Annotated in this window: 16 protein-coding genes and 1 pseudogene; 13 read left to right on the top strand and 4 right to left on the bottom strand. The window is 66.0% G+C overall.

Translation table 11 applies throughout. The annotated features are described in order from the left end of the window. Positions 1 to 15 precede the first annotated feature (15 nt). Complete coding sequence (locus ACR65J_RS11495; protein WP_440168827.1) at positions 16 to 1,161, bottom strand: carboxylate-amine ligase; 1,146 nt, start codon at positions 1,159 to 1,161, stop codon at positions 16 to 18. 302 nt (positions 1,162 to 1,463) lie between these two features. Here ACR65J_RS11495 and ACR65J_RS11490 point away from each other — a divergent pair, with 302 nt between their 5' ends. From ACR65J_RS11490 to ctaD, 6 genes are all read left to right on the top strand, one after another. Next, positions 1,464 to 1,721: a hypothetical protein gene (locus tag ACR65J_RS11490; protein ID WP_440168825.1), complete on the top strand. Its 258-nt coding sequence runs from the start codon at positions 1,464 to 1,466 to the stop codon at positions 1,719 to 1,721. Between the two features lie 104 nt (positions 1,722 to 1,825). After that, the gene (locus tag ACR65J_RS11485; protein WP_440168823.1) at positions 1,826 to 1,957 is read left to right on the top strand and encodes a hypothetical protein; all 132 of its coding nucleotides are present in this window, start codon (positions 1,826 to 1,828) and stop codon (positions 1,955 to 1,957) included. A 77-nt stretch (positions 1,958 to 2,034) separates the two neighbouring features. After that, positions 2,035 to 2,757, top strand: a complete 723-nt coding sequence (locus tag ACR65J_RS11480; RefSeq protein WP_440168821.1) for a VIT1/CCC1 transporter family protein — start codon at positions 2,035 to 2,037, stop codon at positions 2,755 to 2,757. Positions 2,758 to 2,804: 47 nt separating this feature from the next. Continuing rightward, positions 2,805 to 3,290, top strand: coding sequence for a hypothetical protein (locus tag ACR65J_RS11475; protein ID WP_440169096.1), 486 nt, complete (start codon positions 2,805 to 2,807; stop codon positions 3,288 to 3,290). A 168-nt stretch (positions 3,291 to 3,458) separates the two neighbouring features. After that, positions 3,459 to 4,331, top strand: a complete 873-nt coding sequence (gene ctaC, locus ACR65J_RS11470; RefSeq protein WP_440168819.1) for an aa3-type cytochrome oxidase subunit II — start codon at positions 3,459 to 3,461, stop codon at positions 4,329 to 4,331. A gap of 14 nt (positions 4,332 to 4,345) precedes the next feature. Then, the gene (gene ctaD / locus ACR65J_RS11465; RefSeq protein WP_440168816.1) at positions 4,346 to 6,100 is read left to right on the top strand and encodes an aa3-type cytochrome oxidase subunit I; all 1,755 of its coding nucleotides are present in this window, start codon (positions 4,346 to 4,348) and stop codon (positions 6,098 to 6,100) included. Positions 6,101 to 6,219: 119 nt separating this feature from the next. Here the strand turns inward: ctaD and ACR65J_RS11460 are convergent. Then, positions 6,220 to 6,659: pseudogene (locus ACR65J_RS11460) on the bottom strand (DUF2243 domain-containing protein). Between the two features lie 272 nt (positions 6,660 to 6,931). On the opposite strand from ACR65J_RS11460, the gene ACR65J_RS11455 reads away from it, so the two are divergent. The 6 genes from ACR65J_RS11455 to ACR65J_RS11430 all read left to right on the top strand — a co-directional run bounded on the left by ACR65J_RS11455 (position 6,932) and on the right by ACR65J_RS11430 (position 13,029). Next, complete coding sequence (locus ACR65J_RS11455; protein WP_440168813.1) at positions 6,932 to 8,080, top strand: zinc-dependent alcohol dehydrogenase; 1,149 nt, start codon at positions 6,932 to 6,934, stop codon at positions 8,078 to 8,080. 13 nt (positions 8,081 to 8,093) lie between these two features. Further along, the gene (locus ACR65J_RS11450) at positions 8,094 to 8,672 is read left to right on the top strand and encodes a hypothetical protein (protein ID WP_440168810.1); all 579 of its coding nucleotides are present in this window, start codon (positions 8,094 to 8,096) and stop codon (positions 8,670 to 8,672) included. Positions 8,673 to 8,852: 180 nt separating this feature from the next. Beyond that, on the top strand, positions 8,853 to 9,908 hold the full coding sequence (locus ACR65J_RS11445) for an iron ABC transporter substrate-binding protein (protein ID WP_440168807.1): 1,056 nt from the start codon (positions 8,853 to 8,855) through the stop codon (positions 9,906 to 9,908). A gap of 4 nt (positions 9,909 to 9,912) precedes the next feature. Then, positions 9,913 to 11,502 (top strand): ABC transporter permease, encoded by a 1,590-nt coding sequence (locus tag ACR65J_RS11440; RefSeq protein WP_440168805.1) that lies wholly within the window; start codon positions 9,913 to 9,915, stop codon positions 11,500 to 11,502. Further along, complete coding sequence (locus ACR65J_RS11435; protein WP_440168803.1) at positions 11,499 to 12,656, top strand: ABC transporter ATP-binding protein; 1,158 nt, start codon at positions 11,499 to 11,501, stop codon at positions 12,654 to 12,656. Before ACR65J_RS11440 ends, ACR65J_RS11435 begins: the two co-directional genes overlap by 4 nt. Positions 12,657 to 12,765: 109 nt before the next feature. Next, positions 12,766 to 13,029 (top strand): hypothetical protein, encoded by a 264-nt coding sequence (locus ACR65J_RS11430; RefSeq protein ID WP_440168800.1) that lies wholly within the window; start codon positions 12,766 to 12,768, stop codon positions 13,027 to 13,029. A gap of 52 nt (positions 13,030 to 13,081) precedes the next feature. On the opposite strand, the gene nhaA is transcribed toward ACR65J_RS11430, so the two are convergent. After that, positions 13,082 to 14,434: a Na+/H+ antiporter NhaA gene (gene nhaA, locus ACR65J_RS11425; RefSeq protein WP_440168797.1), complete on the bottom strand. Its 1,353-nt coding sequence runs from the start codon at positions 14,432 to 14,434 to the stop codon at positions 13,082 to 13,084. A gap of 85 nt (positions 14,435 to 14,519) precedes the next feature. After that, positions 14,520 to 15,200: a PAS and ANTAR domain-containing protein gene (locus tag ACR65J_RS11420; RefSeq protein WP_440168794.1), complete on the bottom strand. Its 681-nt coding sequence runs from the start codon at positions 15,198 to 15,200 to the stop codon at positions 14,520 to 14,522. Positions 15,201 to 15,471: 271 nt separating this feature from the next. Between ACR65J_RS11420 and ACR65J_RS11415 the strand changes: the two genes are divergently transcribed. Continuing rightward, a complete protein-coding gene (locus ACR65J_RS11415; RefSeq protein WP_440168792.1) occupies positions 15,472 to 15,780 on the top strand; it encodes a cation transporter in 309 nt (102 codons plus the stop codon). Positions 15,781 to 15,812: the final 32 nt, after the last annotated feature.

Here is a 15,812-nt window from a genome sequence, read left to right as displayed (position 1 = left end):
GCCAGCCCGTGTCACTTACGAGGCGGAGACGGTGCAGTTGGCCGCGTCCTCCACTACCCGCTCCAGGTCCCCGGTGCGGTGCAGCACCTCCATCTGCCGCACGGCGCCGGTGCCGCCGGCCAGCAGCCTGTCCATCAGTTCCTCCACCCGCTGCAGGTCACCCATATCCTCCAGCGCCCCCCGGACGTGGTGCAGCAGCGAATTCACGACGGCGAGCGCGGGCGCCGGGCGGTGCGTTTGGGGATCCAGCAGCTCACCGCGGAGGCCCCACCGGCTTGCTTTCCAGCCCGCCAGCCTGAGCAGGGCTGACGGGACGGACACTGGTTCGATCCCCTCCCGCCATTCCCTGGCGGCGGTTTCCACCAGGCCCCGGGCGATTCCCGCCAGCAGCACGGTGTTTTCCGGGCGCAGGCAGACGTCGGCCACACGGATTTCCACCGTGGGGTAGTGCCGGGAGAGGCGGGCGTCGAAGTAGATCATGCCCTCGTCCATGGCCACGCCCGTACTCACCATGTCATGCACCAACTGGTGGTAGGAGTCCGGGGTGCCCAGGAGTTCCAACGGCCCGGCGGACGGCCAGCGGTTCCACACTTGGGAGCGGTAGCTCGCGTAGCCGCTGTCCTCCCCGTGCCAGAAGGGGGAGTTGGCACTCAGCGCGACGAGCACCGGCAGCCAGTTCCGCATCCGGTCCAGCACGGCCACGGCTTCCTCCGGCGACTCCACCGAGACGTGGATGTGGCAGCCGCAGGTGAGCTGTTCCCTGGCAGTCAGCCCGTACTCCTGCATCATTGCCCGGAACCTCCGGAGCTGCACGGGATGGGGATCCGCAGGAAGGGGCGAGGTTCCCAGCGCGGCCACCCTGACGCCTACGTCCTCGGCTGCCTGGTGGGCGATGGCCCGTCCGGCCACGATGTCCTGCTGGAGTTTTGCCAGGGTGGCGTGCGGCGGGCTGACCACCTCGATCATTTCCTGCTGGAACTCTGCTGTCAGGACGGGCCCGGCTGCGGCCTCCAGCGGACGGACGTAAAGGTCCAGGAGGGCTCCTGCCAGCGGCACGGCTTCCCCGGTTCCTGGATCCACCAGGAGCAGCTCCTCCTCGATGCCGAACGTCCGCCTGCCCGGACCCGCGCCGCCGGTGCCGTCATTGCCGTAGGTGTCCATCGTCGTCGTCCCCTATCCCTTGCATCGTTGCAAGTTCCTTCCAGCCGCAGGCAAGTGCGATCCATCCTGTTGCCCTCTATTCGTCGGCGGAAGGAAACAATAATAAGCATCCTTATTAACGGGTGGGAAGAGTGCCCCCGGGCGGCGTCCGGGGCAAGCCCGTTGTACTTCAGCCCTACCCGCAGGTAGATTTGGACTGTGACGGGCGCCATACCCGTCCTCCCCGGCCCTTCTGCAAAGGCCAAGGGAGCAGCTGCTGTAGCCCAACGGCAGCGCATTATGCAAGAGCGAAAGAGCCAAGCATGTCGGCCTCGCATTTCCAACAGTTCCTTAATGAAGCAACCACGTCCGAGCCCTCCGGCGATTCTCCCCTGGGCCCTGATTGCCTTTACGGTCTTTATGTCAGTTGGGCGGCCCTGCACGGCCTGGCTCCCAAACCCGACCAGGCGTTCCGTGCCGGGATGCTGCGCTGCGGCGTGGATGTCCGGGACTCCAAGCTCCGGATGGCCGGTCCCGCCGCGGCCGACTACATCCTCAGCAGCTACCCCGCCGTCGCCTGATGGGCGGGCATTCCGGGAGCCGACGCCGGGACACGTGCGACGTATTGGTCCACGATGGCCACTACGTCCACTGCGGGCAGGTGATGACGGCGAGCGGAGCCGAAATGCGGAGCATCCACGGCACCTATGGCCAGGTGCCGGAGATCCTCGGCGTGTACCTGGCCACCAGGGTGCTGCGCTGCGCGTGCGGTTTCCAAATCGAGATACCAGACCAGGAGAGCCCTGCCCCCTGCTGAGCCCTGTCGCGGCCCTCCGCTGTTAGGGGATGCAAACCTTTGTGGCACAGGGGGCCGCGCAGTGCTTTACTGCCAGCATGTCTGAAACCCTTAAGCTCAACCGCAACGAGCCCCACGACAGCAGCGTGGCAGCCCGCCTGAACTGGCTGCGCGCCGGCGTACTGGGCGCGAACGACGGCATCGTCTCCGTCGCGGCAACCGTGGTGGGCGTGGCGGGCGTGACCAACGACCTCGCTCCCATCCTGGTGGCAGGCACCGCAGCGGTGGTGGGCGGGGCCGTGTCCATGGCACTGGGGGAATACGTCTCTGTCAGCAGCCAGAGTGACAGCCAGCGCGCGCTGATCGAAAAGGAACGCCAGGAGCTCCGGGACGATCCCGAGGGCGAACTTGACGAACTTGCCCACATCTACCAGGCGAAGGGGCTCAGCGAAACTACGGCCCGGACTGTTGCCGAAGAGTTGACGGCGAAGGATGCATTGAAGGCGCACCTGTCCGCCGAACTGAACATCGACGAAGAAGAAGTGGTCAGCCCCTGGCACGCCGCCTTTGCCTCCGCCATCGCCTTCACCGTGGGCGCCATCCTGCCCATGCTGGCCATCATCTTCCCGCCCGAGGAAGCCCGCATCCCGGTCACCTTCGTTGCCGTCATCCTGGCGCTCGCGTTGACCGGCACCATCAGTGCCAAAGTCGGCGGAAGCTCCAAGCGGAAGGCAACAATCCGGCTGGTGGTGGGCGGTGCCCTGGCCATGGCCTTCACCTTCGCGGTGGGAAGCCTGCTGGGCACCACCGGCATCGCCTAGCAGCCCTGTATTCGGCCCACCCTCTATTGTTCAGGAGCGTCCACTTGGTGCAAATCGGCGGCCTGCCGGCCCACATTCTGTTGATTCACGGCGTGGTGGTCCTGGCCCCGCTGTCCGGGGTTTTGGCGGCGGTTTTCGCGCTTATCCGCCGCAGCAGGCGCTACTTGGCCTGGCCCTTGGGAATCCTGGCACTGCTGCTGGTCCCGCTGACCGTGGTCACGGCGGAAGCAGGGGAACAACTGGAGAAGGCAAAGCCGGCATCACAACTCATTGAGGACCATGCACATCAGGGAAGCTTCCTCCGGTACGTTACGCTCCTGTTCCTGATCGTGGTGGCAGCACAGATCGGCGCCGCCTTCCCGTCAATCCTGACCCGCCGGCCCGCGTTCCGCGGCCTGGCCCCGCTTCTGGAATCCCGCTGGCTGCTGCCTGCCACCTCGGTGCTGGGCGTCCTCGCAGGACTGATCCTGCTCTACCAAAGCATCGCCACCGGCCACTCCGGAGCCGCATCGGTCTGGGCCGCCACCCGGTAGCCGCCGCCGCTGGTTCCTGCATCGGCCCGGACGCCGTAAAACCTCTTCCCATCGACATCCTCCGCGCGTAGGGTGGGGCACACAACCGCTGGTCCCCGGGCCAGTGGTGGGCTCATACAGTCGGGCTTCTGGAGCATGCCGGAGGGACCACAGGTGGGTAAAAGACCATTGCGAAACCACAGCTGGCGGCGCTTCGCAGCGCTGGCCGCAGGCGTTCTTACCCTGCCCGCGCTGACGTCCTGCTCCGACCTGGTGTCCCGCGGTTTCCTTCCCGGAGCCCGTGACACCACCAACAATACGGAGCTGATCACGGACCTGTGGGTCAACTCCTGGATCGCTGCGCTGGTGGTTGGCATCATCACCTGGGGGCTGATGATCTGGGTCATCGTGGCCTACCGGCGCAGGAAGAACACCGTGGGGTTCCCGCCGCAATTGAGCTACAACCTCCCCCTTGAAGTCTTCTACCTGGCCATCCCGCTGATCGTCATCGGCGTCCTGTTCGTCTTCACGGACCGGGAACAGCGGGCCATCGACGAGCGCTACCCCAACCCGGACGTGGTGATCGATGTCTTCGGCAAGCAGTGGTCCTGGGATTTCAACTACGTCAAGGAGCAGGTCCACGAGGACGCCGGACAGCAGGCCCACCTGACCGGTGACTGGGGCGCCCCGGACCGGCTGCCCACCCTCTACCTGCCCGTGGGAAAGAAGGTGGAACTGCATCTGCAGTCCCGCGATGTGCAGCATTCCTTCTGGGTGGTGGATTTCCTGCAGAAGCGCGACCTCTACCCGGGCCACGAACAGTACAACCCCTACATCAGCATCACCCCCAACCGCACCGGCGAGTACATGGGCAAGTGCGCCGAGCTCTGCGGCGAATACCACTCCGAAATGCTCTTCAAGGTCAGGGTGGTGACCCAGCAGGAGTATGACAGCCACATCGCCGACCTCAAGGCAAAGGGCAACACCGGCAACCTGGGTACCGACTTCGACAGGTCGCCGATATCAGCTCCTGCACCCCAGGTCCTGGAACCAGCACAGTAAAGGACGGCACGGTCATGACCACCACAGGCCAGAGAATGGGCGGAACCGCGGCCACCGCGGCACCGGCAGTGGTCCGGCGCCCCAAGGGAAGCATCGTCGTCAACTGGATCACCTCCACCGACCACAAGACCATCGGCTACATGTACCTGATCTCATCCTTCGTCTTCTTCTGCGCGGGCGGGGTCATGGCGCTGCTGATCCGTGCCGAACTCTTCGAGCCCGGAATGCAGATCCTGCAGACCAAGGAACAGTACAACCAGCTGTTCACCATGCACGGCACCATCATGCTGCTGATGTTCGCCACCCCATTGTTCGCCGGGTTCGCCAACGTGATCATGCCGCTGCAGATCGGCGCGCCGGACGTGGCGTTCCCCCGCCTGAACGCGCTCGCGTTCTGGTTCTTCCTCTTCGGCTCCACCATCGCGGTGTCAGGCTTCATCACCCCGCAGGGCGCCGCGTCCTTTGGCTGGTTCGCCTACGCACCTTTGTCCAACACCACGTTCACCCCGGGCATCGGCGGTGACCTGTGGGTCTTCGGCCTTGCGCTGTCCGGCTTCGGCACCATCCTGGGGTCGGTCAACTTCATCACCACCATCATCTGCATGCGGGCCCCGGGCCTCACCATGTGGCGGATGCCCATCTTTACCTGGAACACGCTGGTCACGGGCATCCTGGTCCTGATGGCGTTCCCGCCGCTGGCAGCCGCCCTGTTCGCACTGGGTGCGGACCGGAAGTTCGGTGCGCACATCTTCGATCCCTCCAACGGCGGTGCCATCCTGTGGCAGCACCTGTTCTGGTTCTTCGGGCACCCGGAGGTGTACATCATTGCGCTGCCGTTCTTCGGCATCGTTTCGGAGATCTTCCCGGTGTTCAGCCGCAAGCCGCTGTTCGGCTACAAGGGCATCGTGTACGCCACCATTGCCATCGCGGCCCTTTCGGTAACGGTGTGGGCCCACCACATGTACGTCACAGGCGCGGTGTTCCTGCCGTTCTTCGCGTTCATGACCATGCTGATCGCGGTGCCAACCGGCGTGAAGTTCTTCAACTGGATCGGCACCATGTGGGGCGGGTCGCTGACCTTCGAGACCCCCATGCTCTGGAGCATGGGGTTCCTGGCCACATTCCTCTTCGGCGGCCTCACCGGCATCATCCTGGCTTCGCCGCCCATGGACTTCCACGTTTCGGACACCTACTTCGTGGTGGCACACTTCCACTACGTGGTGTTCGGCACCGTGGTGTTTGCCATGTTCGCCGGGTTCTACTTCTGGTGGCCCAAGTTCACCGGCACCATGCTCAACGAGCGCCTCGGCAAGATCCACTTCTGGATGCTCTTCTTGGGCTTCCATGCCACGTTCCTGATCCAGCACTGGCTGGGTGTCCTGGGCATGCCCCGCCGGTACGCGGACTACATGCCGGAGGACAACTTCACCTTCATGAACCAGTTCTCCACCTTCGGCTCTTACCTGCTGGGCGCGTCCCTCATCCCGTTCTTCTGGAACGTGTACATCACCTGGCGGGCAGGGAAAAAGGTAACGGTGGATGATCCGTGGGGCTTCGGGGCTTCACTGGAGTGGGCCACGTCCTGCCCGCCGCCGCGGCACAACTTCACCTCGCTTCCCCGCATCCGGTCCGAACGCCCAGCCCTGGACCTGCACCATCCCGAGCTGAGCGTGCGGCTCCACCCCTCAGAGGATGCACCAGCGGAAAGCGTTCTGGGGGCTGCCGATATCGGCGAGCACGACCTCCACGACCCCAACCCGAATAAGTAGCGGGGCTGCTTTTCGAGCCGCACCGCACTTTTCGAGACGCAGAAACCCTGGCGCTACGTAAATTCGGGCAGCGCCAGCGTTTTGTGCAGCGCCAATATTTCTGCGCAGCAGACGAGGTCTTAGGGCAGCGCCCGCTTCGGGCTGGTTGCAGCACGCCGGTACAGCAGCCAGCCTGCAATGGCCAGCACTACGCTCAGGCCCAGGAACCCGAGGTCCCAGGCAAGCGGGCCGCCCAAGTCGTCGCGCACATGGTGGATCCCCAGGAGTTGGTGGTCCACCAGGCCTTCCACCACGTTGAAGGTGCCCCAACCAGCCAGGACCAGCCCCACCTGGAAGGCCAACTCGGGGACAGCGCGCCGTTCCGGCGCGCTCTGATCGTGAGAAGTGCGGAGGCCGCGACCAAGGCCCACATGGCGCCGTGAAATACGCCGTCGGCCAGCGTGTTCAGCTCCAGCCCCTGAACGGTCTTGGGATCGCCGGACGGAGTGTGGGTGAGTATGTGGTGCCACTGCAGGAGTTGATGCAGGACGATGCCGTCCACGAATCCGCCCAGCCCCATCCCCAGCAGGAACGCGGGCCCGACGGCGGCACGGGAGTTGGCAGCGCCGGTGACGGCAGTCCCGCTGCTTTCGCTGGACATCCTTTTCCCTTCGGCCGTTGTACCTTTCCCCATGCTCCTACCCGGCGTCGTCCGTCCCAAGCGCCCGAACCCACCCTTGACCTCATTCCCCGCGGATGGAAGCCTGTGAGGATCGCGGTGGGCCTCAAGCCACGGGGTTTTGTTCCTGCCAGGGGCACACCCACTGCCGGCCAACCACAGAGGCGGCACGAATGCGAGCCATGGTGTACCGCGGTCCTTACAAGATCCGGGTCGAAGAAAAAGACATTCCCAAGATCGAGCATCCCAACGACGCAATCATCCGGGTGACCACCGGGGCGATCTGCGGATCGGACCTGCATCTCTACCACGGCATGATGCCCGACACCCGGGTGGGCACCACGTTCGGCCACGAATTCGTGGGAGTGGTGCACCTGGTGGGCTCCTCGGTGCAGAACCTGATTCCCGGCGACCGCGTGATGGTTCCGTTCAACGTCTACTGCGGCTCCTGCTGGTTCTGTTCCCGCGGCCTCTACTCCAACTGCCACAACGTCAACCCGAACGCGACGGCGGTGGGCGGCATTTACGGCTACTCCCACACCTGCGGCGGGTACGACGGCGGCCAGGCGGAGTTCGTGCGGGTTCCGTTTGCGGACGTGGGGCCCAGCAGGATTCCGGACTGGATGGATGAAGAGGACGCCGTGCTGCTCACCGATGCCCTCCCCACCGGGTATTTTGGCGCGCAACTGGGCGACATCGTGGAAGGCGACACCGTGGTGGTGTTCGGCGCCGGGCCGGTGGGCCTGTTCGCTGCCAAGTCGGCGTGGCTGATGGGCGCGGGCCGCGTGATCGTCATCGACCACCTGGACTACCGGTTGGAGAAGGCCCGCAGCTTCGCCCACGCCGAGACGTTCAACTTCGCGGAGTACGACGACATCGTGGTGCACCTGAAGAAGGAAACCGACTACCTGGGCGCCGACGTCGTCATTGACGCCGTGGGGGCCGAGGCGGACGGAAACTTCCTGCAGCACGTCACGGCGTCGAAGCTGAAGCTCCAGGGCGGCTCGCCCGTGGCGCTGAACTGGGCCATCGACGCGGTCCGCAAGGGTGGAACGGTGTCCGTGGTGGGCGCCTACGGACCCGTCTTCAGCGCCGTCAAGTTTGGCGATGCCGTGAACAAGGGGCTCACGCTGCGAATGAACCAGTGCCCGGTGAAACGGCAGTGGCCGCGCCTGTTCGAGCACATCCGGAACGGGTACCTGAAGCCCAGCGACCTGGTGACGCACCGGATCCCGCTGGAGCACATTGCCGAGGGATACCACCTGTTCTCGGCCAAGCTGGACAACATCGTCAAGCCCCTCATCATCTCCACCACTGCCTGAAAGGGAGCGCAGCATGACTGAACCGGCAACCCCGTACACGGCAGGCAAGCCAGCCACCCCCGATGCGTCCGTGGCACTCCGCGCCCGGATCCCGGGCTGGGGCGTGGACCTTGACCCGAAGGACCGCCCGTCGTTTCCCAGGGAACAGCCCGGCATCGCTACCGGAGCACACTGGAAATTTCCGGACCGGCAGCCCGAGGAACAGCCCCGGGAACGGTCAATCGAGCACGCCATGCTGACACCCGTCTTTGGCACCTCGGTCCCCCTGAGGGGTGCCTCCGGTGTAATCCGGCGGTATGCCTACGGGCGGTTCAGCGAAGGCCGGGCCGCGCACTGGCTGCTGCTGATTGCCGCGGACCGGGTGGATGCCTGGGAGAACCACCTGAAGTCCCTGGCCTCGCTGCGTCCCGACAATCCCATTACCGAAACCGGGATCGGCAGCGAATTTTCCGGCAACGGATTCACGTCCCGGACCGGGAACCGGGTGGACGTCAACCACTCCTGGATGGACCCGGTCATCGTTGCCGGGCCGTGGGTTCTGGCGGGGCTGGCAGGTGCGGCAGTGTTCCGGGCCGTCCGCCGCCGCGTCTGAGGGTTCAGTAATTACGTCACGCCACAGTGCCGTAATTGATGTGAACCTCGTCACTTAAAGCGCTTTCCGGCTTGGAGCTTAGGTATGCCTACCCTACAGTTTCCTGACATAGGCAACATTTGTGTTGCCGAATAGGACTTAGGTTCAAGCAGACTTTTTTCCCCACCGAAAGCAGCCTCAATGAAGATCCGCAACAGCGCGCTGGCCGGCATCGCACTCGCCGCCACCGCAGCCCTTGGCCTGACCGCCTGCGGCGGCGGCACCCCTGCCGGCGGCACCTCCCCGTCCGCCTCCAACGGCGCCGCCTCCGGCGAGATCACGGTCTACAACGCCCAGCACGAAAGCCTCACCAAGGAATGGGTGGACGCCTTCACCGCGGAAACCGGCATCAAGGTGACGCTCCGCCAGGGCGACGACACGGAAATGTCCAACCAGATCATCCAGGAAGGCCAGGCCTCCCCGGCGGACGTGTTCCTGACCGAGAACTCCCCCGCGATGACGCAGGTTGAGAACGCCGGCCTGTTCGCGGACGTCGACAAGGACACCCTGGCCCAGGTCCCCGCCGAGTTCTCTCCGTCCACCGGGAAGTGGACAGGCATCGCAGCCCGCTCCACCGTGCTGGTGTACAACAAGACCAAGCTCACCGAAGACCAGCTCCCCAAGTCCATGCTGGACCTGGCCAGCCCGGAGTGGAAGGGCCGCTGGGCTGCCTCGCCCACCGGCGCCGACTTCCAGGCGATCGTCTCAGCCCTGCTGGAACTCAAGGGCGAGTCCGCCACCGAGGACTGGCTGAAGGCCATGAAGGACAACTCCAAGGCCTACAAGGGCAACAGCACGGCCATGAAGGCTGTCAACGCCGGTGAAGTGGATGCCGCCCTCATCTACCACTACTACTACTACGGCGACCAGGCCAAGACCGGCGAGAACTCCAACAACGTCACGCCGTACTACTTCAAGAACCAGGACCCGGGTGCGTTCCTGTCCGTCTCCGGCGGCGGCGTGCTCAAGTCCTCCAAGAATGCTGCCGCTGCGCAGGCGTTCCTGAAATTCATCACGGGCAAGAAGGGGCAGGAAGTCCTGAAGAACGGTACGTCCTTCGAGTACGCCATCGGCTCCGATGTGCCCGCCAACGACAAGCTGGTTCCCATCAAGGACCTGCAGGCTCCCAAGGTGGACGCCGCCAAGCTCAACTCCCAGAAGGTCAGCGATCTGATGACCCAGGCCGGACTACTCTAATTCCGTGACCTCCGATCTATCGGCTCCGCCAAAGGCGGGCACGACGACGGCGGGCCGGGGCAGCAGCCCCCGCCCGCCTTTCGGCGTTTCCGCGGTGTCCGTCCTGGCGGTGCTGATCGCCCTCTTCTCCCTCGTCCCCCTGGGGTACGTGGCCTACATGACGGTGGCAACCGGGTGGGATACCGCCGTCGGGCTCATCCTGCGGCCCCGCGTGGGCGAACTGCTGCTGAACACCCTGTTCCTGATGGCCGGCACCATCCCGCTGTGCCTGCTGCTTGGCGTGGCAGGAGCCTGGCTGGTGGAACGGACCAACCTGCGCGGCCACCGCGTCTGGGCCGTGCTGCTGGCCGCCCCGCTGGCCGTCCCCGCGTTCGTGAACAGCTACGCCTGGGTGTCCGCCATCCCGTCGCTGGGCGGCCTGGGCTCCGGGATCCTGATCTCCACCCTGTCCTACTTCCCGCTGGTGTACATCCCGGCGGCCGCCACCCTCAGCCGGCTGGACCCGGCCATCGAGCAGTCCGCAGCCGCGTTGGGGCTGGGCGCCTGGCGGGCCTTCTTCCGGGTGGTGCTTCCCCAGCTGCGGATCGCACTTACGGGCGGCGGGCTGCTGGTGGGGCTGCACCTGCTCGCCGAATACGGCGCGTTCGCCATGATCCGTTTCGATACCTTCACCACCGCGATCATGACCCAGTACCGGTCCACGTTCAACGGGGCCGCCGGGAACATGCTGGCCAGCGTGCTGGTGTTCTTCTGCCTGCTCCTGCTGCTGGCGGAGGTCCGCAGCCGCGGCACCGCCCGGTACGCCAGGATCGGATCGGGAGTCCAGGCCAAGGCGCTCCGTCTCCCGCTGCACGCCTACCAGGTCCCGGGCCAGGTCTTCCTGCTGTCCCTGACGGCGCTGGCGTTCGGCCTCCCCCTGTACTACGTGCTCAAGTGGATCGTGGCCGGCGGCGCCGGGGTGTGGACCGCCGCCGAGTTCCTTCCCGCGCTCCTGGCCACCTTCGGGTACGGGCTGGCCGGTGCCGCCGCAACCATCGTGGTCGCCTTCCCCATGGCATACCTGGCGGTCCGGAAGCCCGGCTGGTTCAGCAAGTCCCTGGAACTGTCCAACTACGTCACCAGCTCCATGCCCGGCATTGTGGTGGCCCTGGCGTTCGTCACCGTCAGCATCCGGCTTGTGCCCGGGGTCTACCAGACGGCCGGGGTGCTGGTGGCGGCCTACGTGCTCCTGTTCCTCCCGCGCGCGCTGGTAAACCTTCGGGCCGGGCTGGCGCAGGCCCCCAAGGAACTCGATGAGGCGGCCCAGGCGCTGGGCAAGCCCCCGTTGCTCGCCTTCATCAGCGTCACCCTGCGGCTCACTGCCCCCGCCGCCGCCGGCGGCGCGGCCCTGGTATTCCTGGCCATTGCCAACGAGCTGACCGCCACCTTGCTCCTGTCCCCCAACGGCACCAAGACGCTGGCCACCGAGTTCTGGAGCAAGAGCAGCGAGATCGATTACGCCGGCGCCGCGCCTTACGCCCTGCTGATGATCCTGCTTTCCGCCCCCATGACGTATCTCCTCTTCCAACAGTCCAAGAAAGTAGCCGGACAGTGACAGCACCATCAACCCGCAGGCTGCCCGAGCCCCGGGTGGCAGCTTCGGTGGCAGCAACCACCAACAGCCACCTGCAGATCACGGACGTCACCAAGAACTTCGGATCCCAGGCGGTCCTGAGGGGCGTCAACCTGTCAGTGGCCAAGGGCGGGACCACCGCGATCGTGGGGCCGTCCGGTTCCGGCAAGACCACCCTCCTGCGCTTGATCGCAGGCTTCGAGCACCCGGACACCGGGACCATCTCACTCAACGGCACCACCGTGGCCGGCGACGGCGCGTGGCTTCCGGCTCACAAGCGGCAGATCGGGTATGTGGCGCAGGACGGTGCCCTGTTCCCGCACCTGAATGTCGGCCAGAACATTGCCTTCGGCCTGAATCCGGCCAGGCTCGACGGCGGGCGCCGCGCCGTGAACGCCCGCGTCGCGGAGCTGCTGGAAATGGTGTCGCTTGATCCGTCCATGGCCAAGCGCCGGCCGCACCAGCTTTCGGGCGGCCAGCAGCAGCGGGTTGCCCTGGCCCGGGCGCTTGCCCGCGAACCGGAGCTGATGCTCCTGGACGAGCCGTTCTCCGCCCTGGATGCGGGCCTGCGCGTTGCCACCCGCCGCGCCGTGGCCAAGGTCCTGGCCGAGGCCGGCGTCACCACCATCCTGGTCACCCACGACCAGGCCGAGGCCCTCTCCTTCGCGGATCAGGTGGCGGTGATGCGCGGCGGCAAGCTGGCCCAGATCGGCAACCCCTTTGTGGTCTACACCCGGCCCGCGGACCGTGCCACCGCCGAGTTCCTGGGCGACGCCGTCATCCTGGACGCGTGGCTGGAAGGTACGCTGGCCACCTGCTCGCTGGGCGCGATCCCCGTGCGCCGGCCCCCGGCGCAGGGACGCGTGCAGCTGATGCTGCGGCCGGAGCAGATCCGCATCGCCGAGGATGGCCCCATCCGCGGCGTGGTGGTGGACACTGACTACTTCGGCCCTGAAACCACCGTGCGGCTGAAGCTGAACGTGCCGAAGGAAGTGGCGGAACACACGGACCACCGCTATCCGGGCGGCGGGGAAGTCATCACCATCCGGCACTGGAACGCCTCGATCGCACGGCCGGGAATGGAGCTGTGCCTGCGGGTGGTGGGCGAAGCCGTCGCGTTCCCCATGGACGAGTAAGCCTCTTCAGCCACAGGCGTCACAGAAAAAACATGGGGCCGAAACACTGCCGCAACCTCTCCACGGCAAGCTGTGCTTACGGGGATACAACAGCAGGAGGCAGCCCATCATGGAGGCACAAGGAATACGCACCGCCCAGCTCCGCATCGGCGACCAGATCGAGGCGTGGCACCGGGGCAGGCTCTTCCACAAAGGCCGGGTGACCGACGTCGTCCCGGCCCTTGAACTCTTCTGGATCCTGGACGCCCGGACCGGCGCGCGCAAGCTGCTGGACCCGGAGGCCCTGGAGATCCGCCATGTGGACCCGGCCCCGGCCAAACTAGAGGTTTCAGCCAAACCCCAGCCTCCGGCCCAGCCCCTCGCGAGCGCCTGAACCCCTCGCGAGCGCCTGAACCCCTCGCGGGCGCCTGAACCTTTGAGTGGGGTCAGGTGCGCTCCTGGTAGACGTCCGGGACGCCGTCGTGGTCCGAATCAACTTTCTCGAGCTCCTCGGCAAGCCGGTACTGCCGGTTCCGGGTGCGGAGCACGGCCGTTGCCAGCAGCGCGGCAAGCAGTGATGCGGCCAGGATACCCACCTTGGCGTGGTCGTCATGCAGGCTGCCGTGGCCGAAGCTGAGCTCCGCCACCAGCAGGGAGACTGTGAATCCGATGCCCGCCAGCAAGGCGACACCGAAGACGTCGATCCATTTGAAGGAGCTGTCCAGGCTTGCCCTGGTGGCTTTGGTCAGGATCCAGGTGGTGGCCAGGATGCCGATTGGCTTGCCCAGGACCAGGCCCAGGATGATGCCCAGCGCCACCGGGTCGGACAGCGCTGACCCCAGCCCGTCCCACCCGCCAACGGCCACACCGGCGGAGAAGAACGCGAAGATGGGCACCGCAACGCCGGCGGAAATCGGCCGGAACCGGTGCTCAAAAATCTCAGCCAGTCCGGGGCCCGCCTCGGGTCCGCCCGAGGCCTGCGAACGGATCACCGGAACGGCGAAGCCCAGCAGCACCCCGGCCACGGTGGCGTGGATGCCGGAGGCGTGCACCAGCGCCCAGGTCATGGCCCCCAGCGGCAGCAGCACCAGCCAGGCGGCGGCAGCATGGAGGCCGAAGAACCGGCGGAACCACTGTGCCAGGAAGGTGTAGACGGCCAGCGGGATGAGCGCCAGGAGCAGCGGTACCACCTGGATATCGCTGGAGTAGAAGAACGCGATGATGGTGATGGCGATCAGGTCATCCACCACGGCCAGCGTCAGCAGGAAGATCCGCAGGGCGCTGGGCAGGTGGGAGCCGATGATTGCCAGGACGGCAACAGCGAACGCGATGTCGGTTGCGGTGGGAATGGCCCAGCCCCGGAGTGTCTCCGGGCTGGCAAGGTTGACAACGGCGTAAATCACCGCCGGGACCGCCACGCCGCCCACGGCGGCCGCGACGGGAACGATGGACTTGCTGATCTGCCGGAGGTCTCCGGCCACGAATTCGCGCTTGAGTTCCAGGCCCACCAGGAAGAAGAAGATGGCCAGCAGCCCGTCGGCGGCCCAGGCTCCCAGGCTGAGCTCAAGATGCCACGGTTCGTAGCCCACCTTGAAGTCGCGGAGGGCAAAATAGCTGTCCGACGCCGGGGAGTTGGCCCAGATGATCGCGACCACCGCAGCGGCAACCAGGAGGGCACCGCCCACCGTCTCTTTGCGGAGGATCTCGCCGATCCGCAGCGCCTCGGAGTAACTGCCGCGCGAAAAAACGGTTGAGCCCAGGAACTTGTTCCGGCGTGGGGTGGGCGGCGTGGAGTTCATGCAGGCGTCCTTAAATCAGGGTTCGACAAAGCCATGCCGACCAGACTTCCCGGCGCACCTCCGTCCATCCTACGGGTAACAGGCGTCAGCCCGCGCGGCGGCCTCCGGCATGGTCGGGGCGCCCGCGCACCTGGATGGCCCGCACGGCCCGGTCAAGGTAGGTGCGTGCCTCCGGGGAATTGGCAAGCTGCACCAGCTCGGCCGCCACCACGACGAGTTTGACGTTTCTGTGGCTGCTGGTGCTCACCAACATCTGGAAGGCATCATCGGAGCCAAGCTTCAGCTGCCCCATGAGGATCCCCCGGGCCTGGTCAATCACCGTGCGGGTTGCCGTTGCGCCGGCCACAGCCTCGCGCGCTGTTCGTTCGGTTTCGAGCTGCAGGGTCCGGCTGAGGTCCACCATCACGCCTTCGAGCGCCACCACCGCTCCGTCCGGGCCCAGGACCGCCTCGCCGGAGGACAGCACCCGCCGGGTCTTGCCCTGTGCATCGACCAGCCGGTGGTACATGCAGAAGAACCCGCCCGTAGTGGAAACCTGCGCCACGATCTCCTCGCACCGTTCCCGGTCATCGGGATGCTTGTGGGCGAAGACCAGCTCCATGGTGGGGACGACTTCGCCGCGACGGTAACCGTGCAGCCGGTACATCCCGTCCGACCACTGGAAGGTTGGACCTGCCGATTCGATAGCCACCCTGAAGGTGCCGGCGTCGCTTTCGCTGTCCCCGAGGGCACTCGAATACGTGTACAGGTCGCTGAGCTCCGTCACAGGTCCACCTCCCGCGCATAGGCCAGCCCCCAGCGGGCGGGCTCTGTCCTCGCTCTTTCCAGTATGGTCGCCCCCCGCAGCAGAAGGTAGTGCGGGAGGCCCTATGGAAGTCCCGGGAGAAATACCCTATGGCGCTTGACTTTGTATACCCCCTGGGGGTATATTGACCATGTTGTCAGTGAAGTGGTATGTCCCGGCTGGTGCACAACACCGGCCTTCACAGCCGTTCAACCCCAGCGCCCCTTGAATACCTCAACGGATCGGAACTGACATGAACAACGCAAACCGTCCCCAGCTCCCCCTCGCCTCCCCAGGCTGCAGCTGCTGCGCACCTGCCAGTGCGGCCGAGCCTGCCCTCACCCTTCCCGCACCTGCCAAGCAGGACTCCCCGGCCGCCGTCGTCCGTTCCGGCGCCGGCGCCTCCGCCCGGCGGACCTTTGCCGTGGAGGGCATGACGTGCGGGCACTGCGTCCGGACCGTCGAAACGGCCGTATCCACCCTGGGCCGGCGTCACGTCGGCACGTGTCGACCTGGTGCCCGGCGGCCGCTCCCGGCTTGCGGTGACCGGCTCGGCCCCTGAGGCCCAGATCCGCCAGGCCCTGGCTGCCGCCG

This window comes from Arthrobacter sp. SAFR-044, from assembly GCF_059414985.1.
Note: the sequence above shows the minus strand (reverse complement) of the source record. Positions and strands in the feature narration are given on the sequence as shown.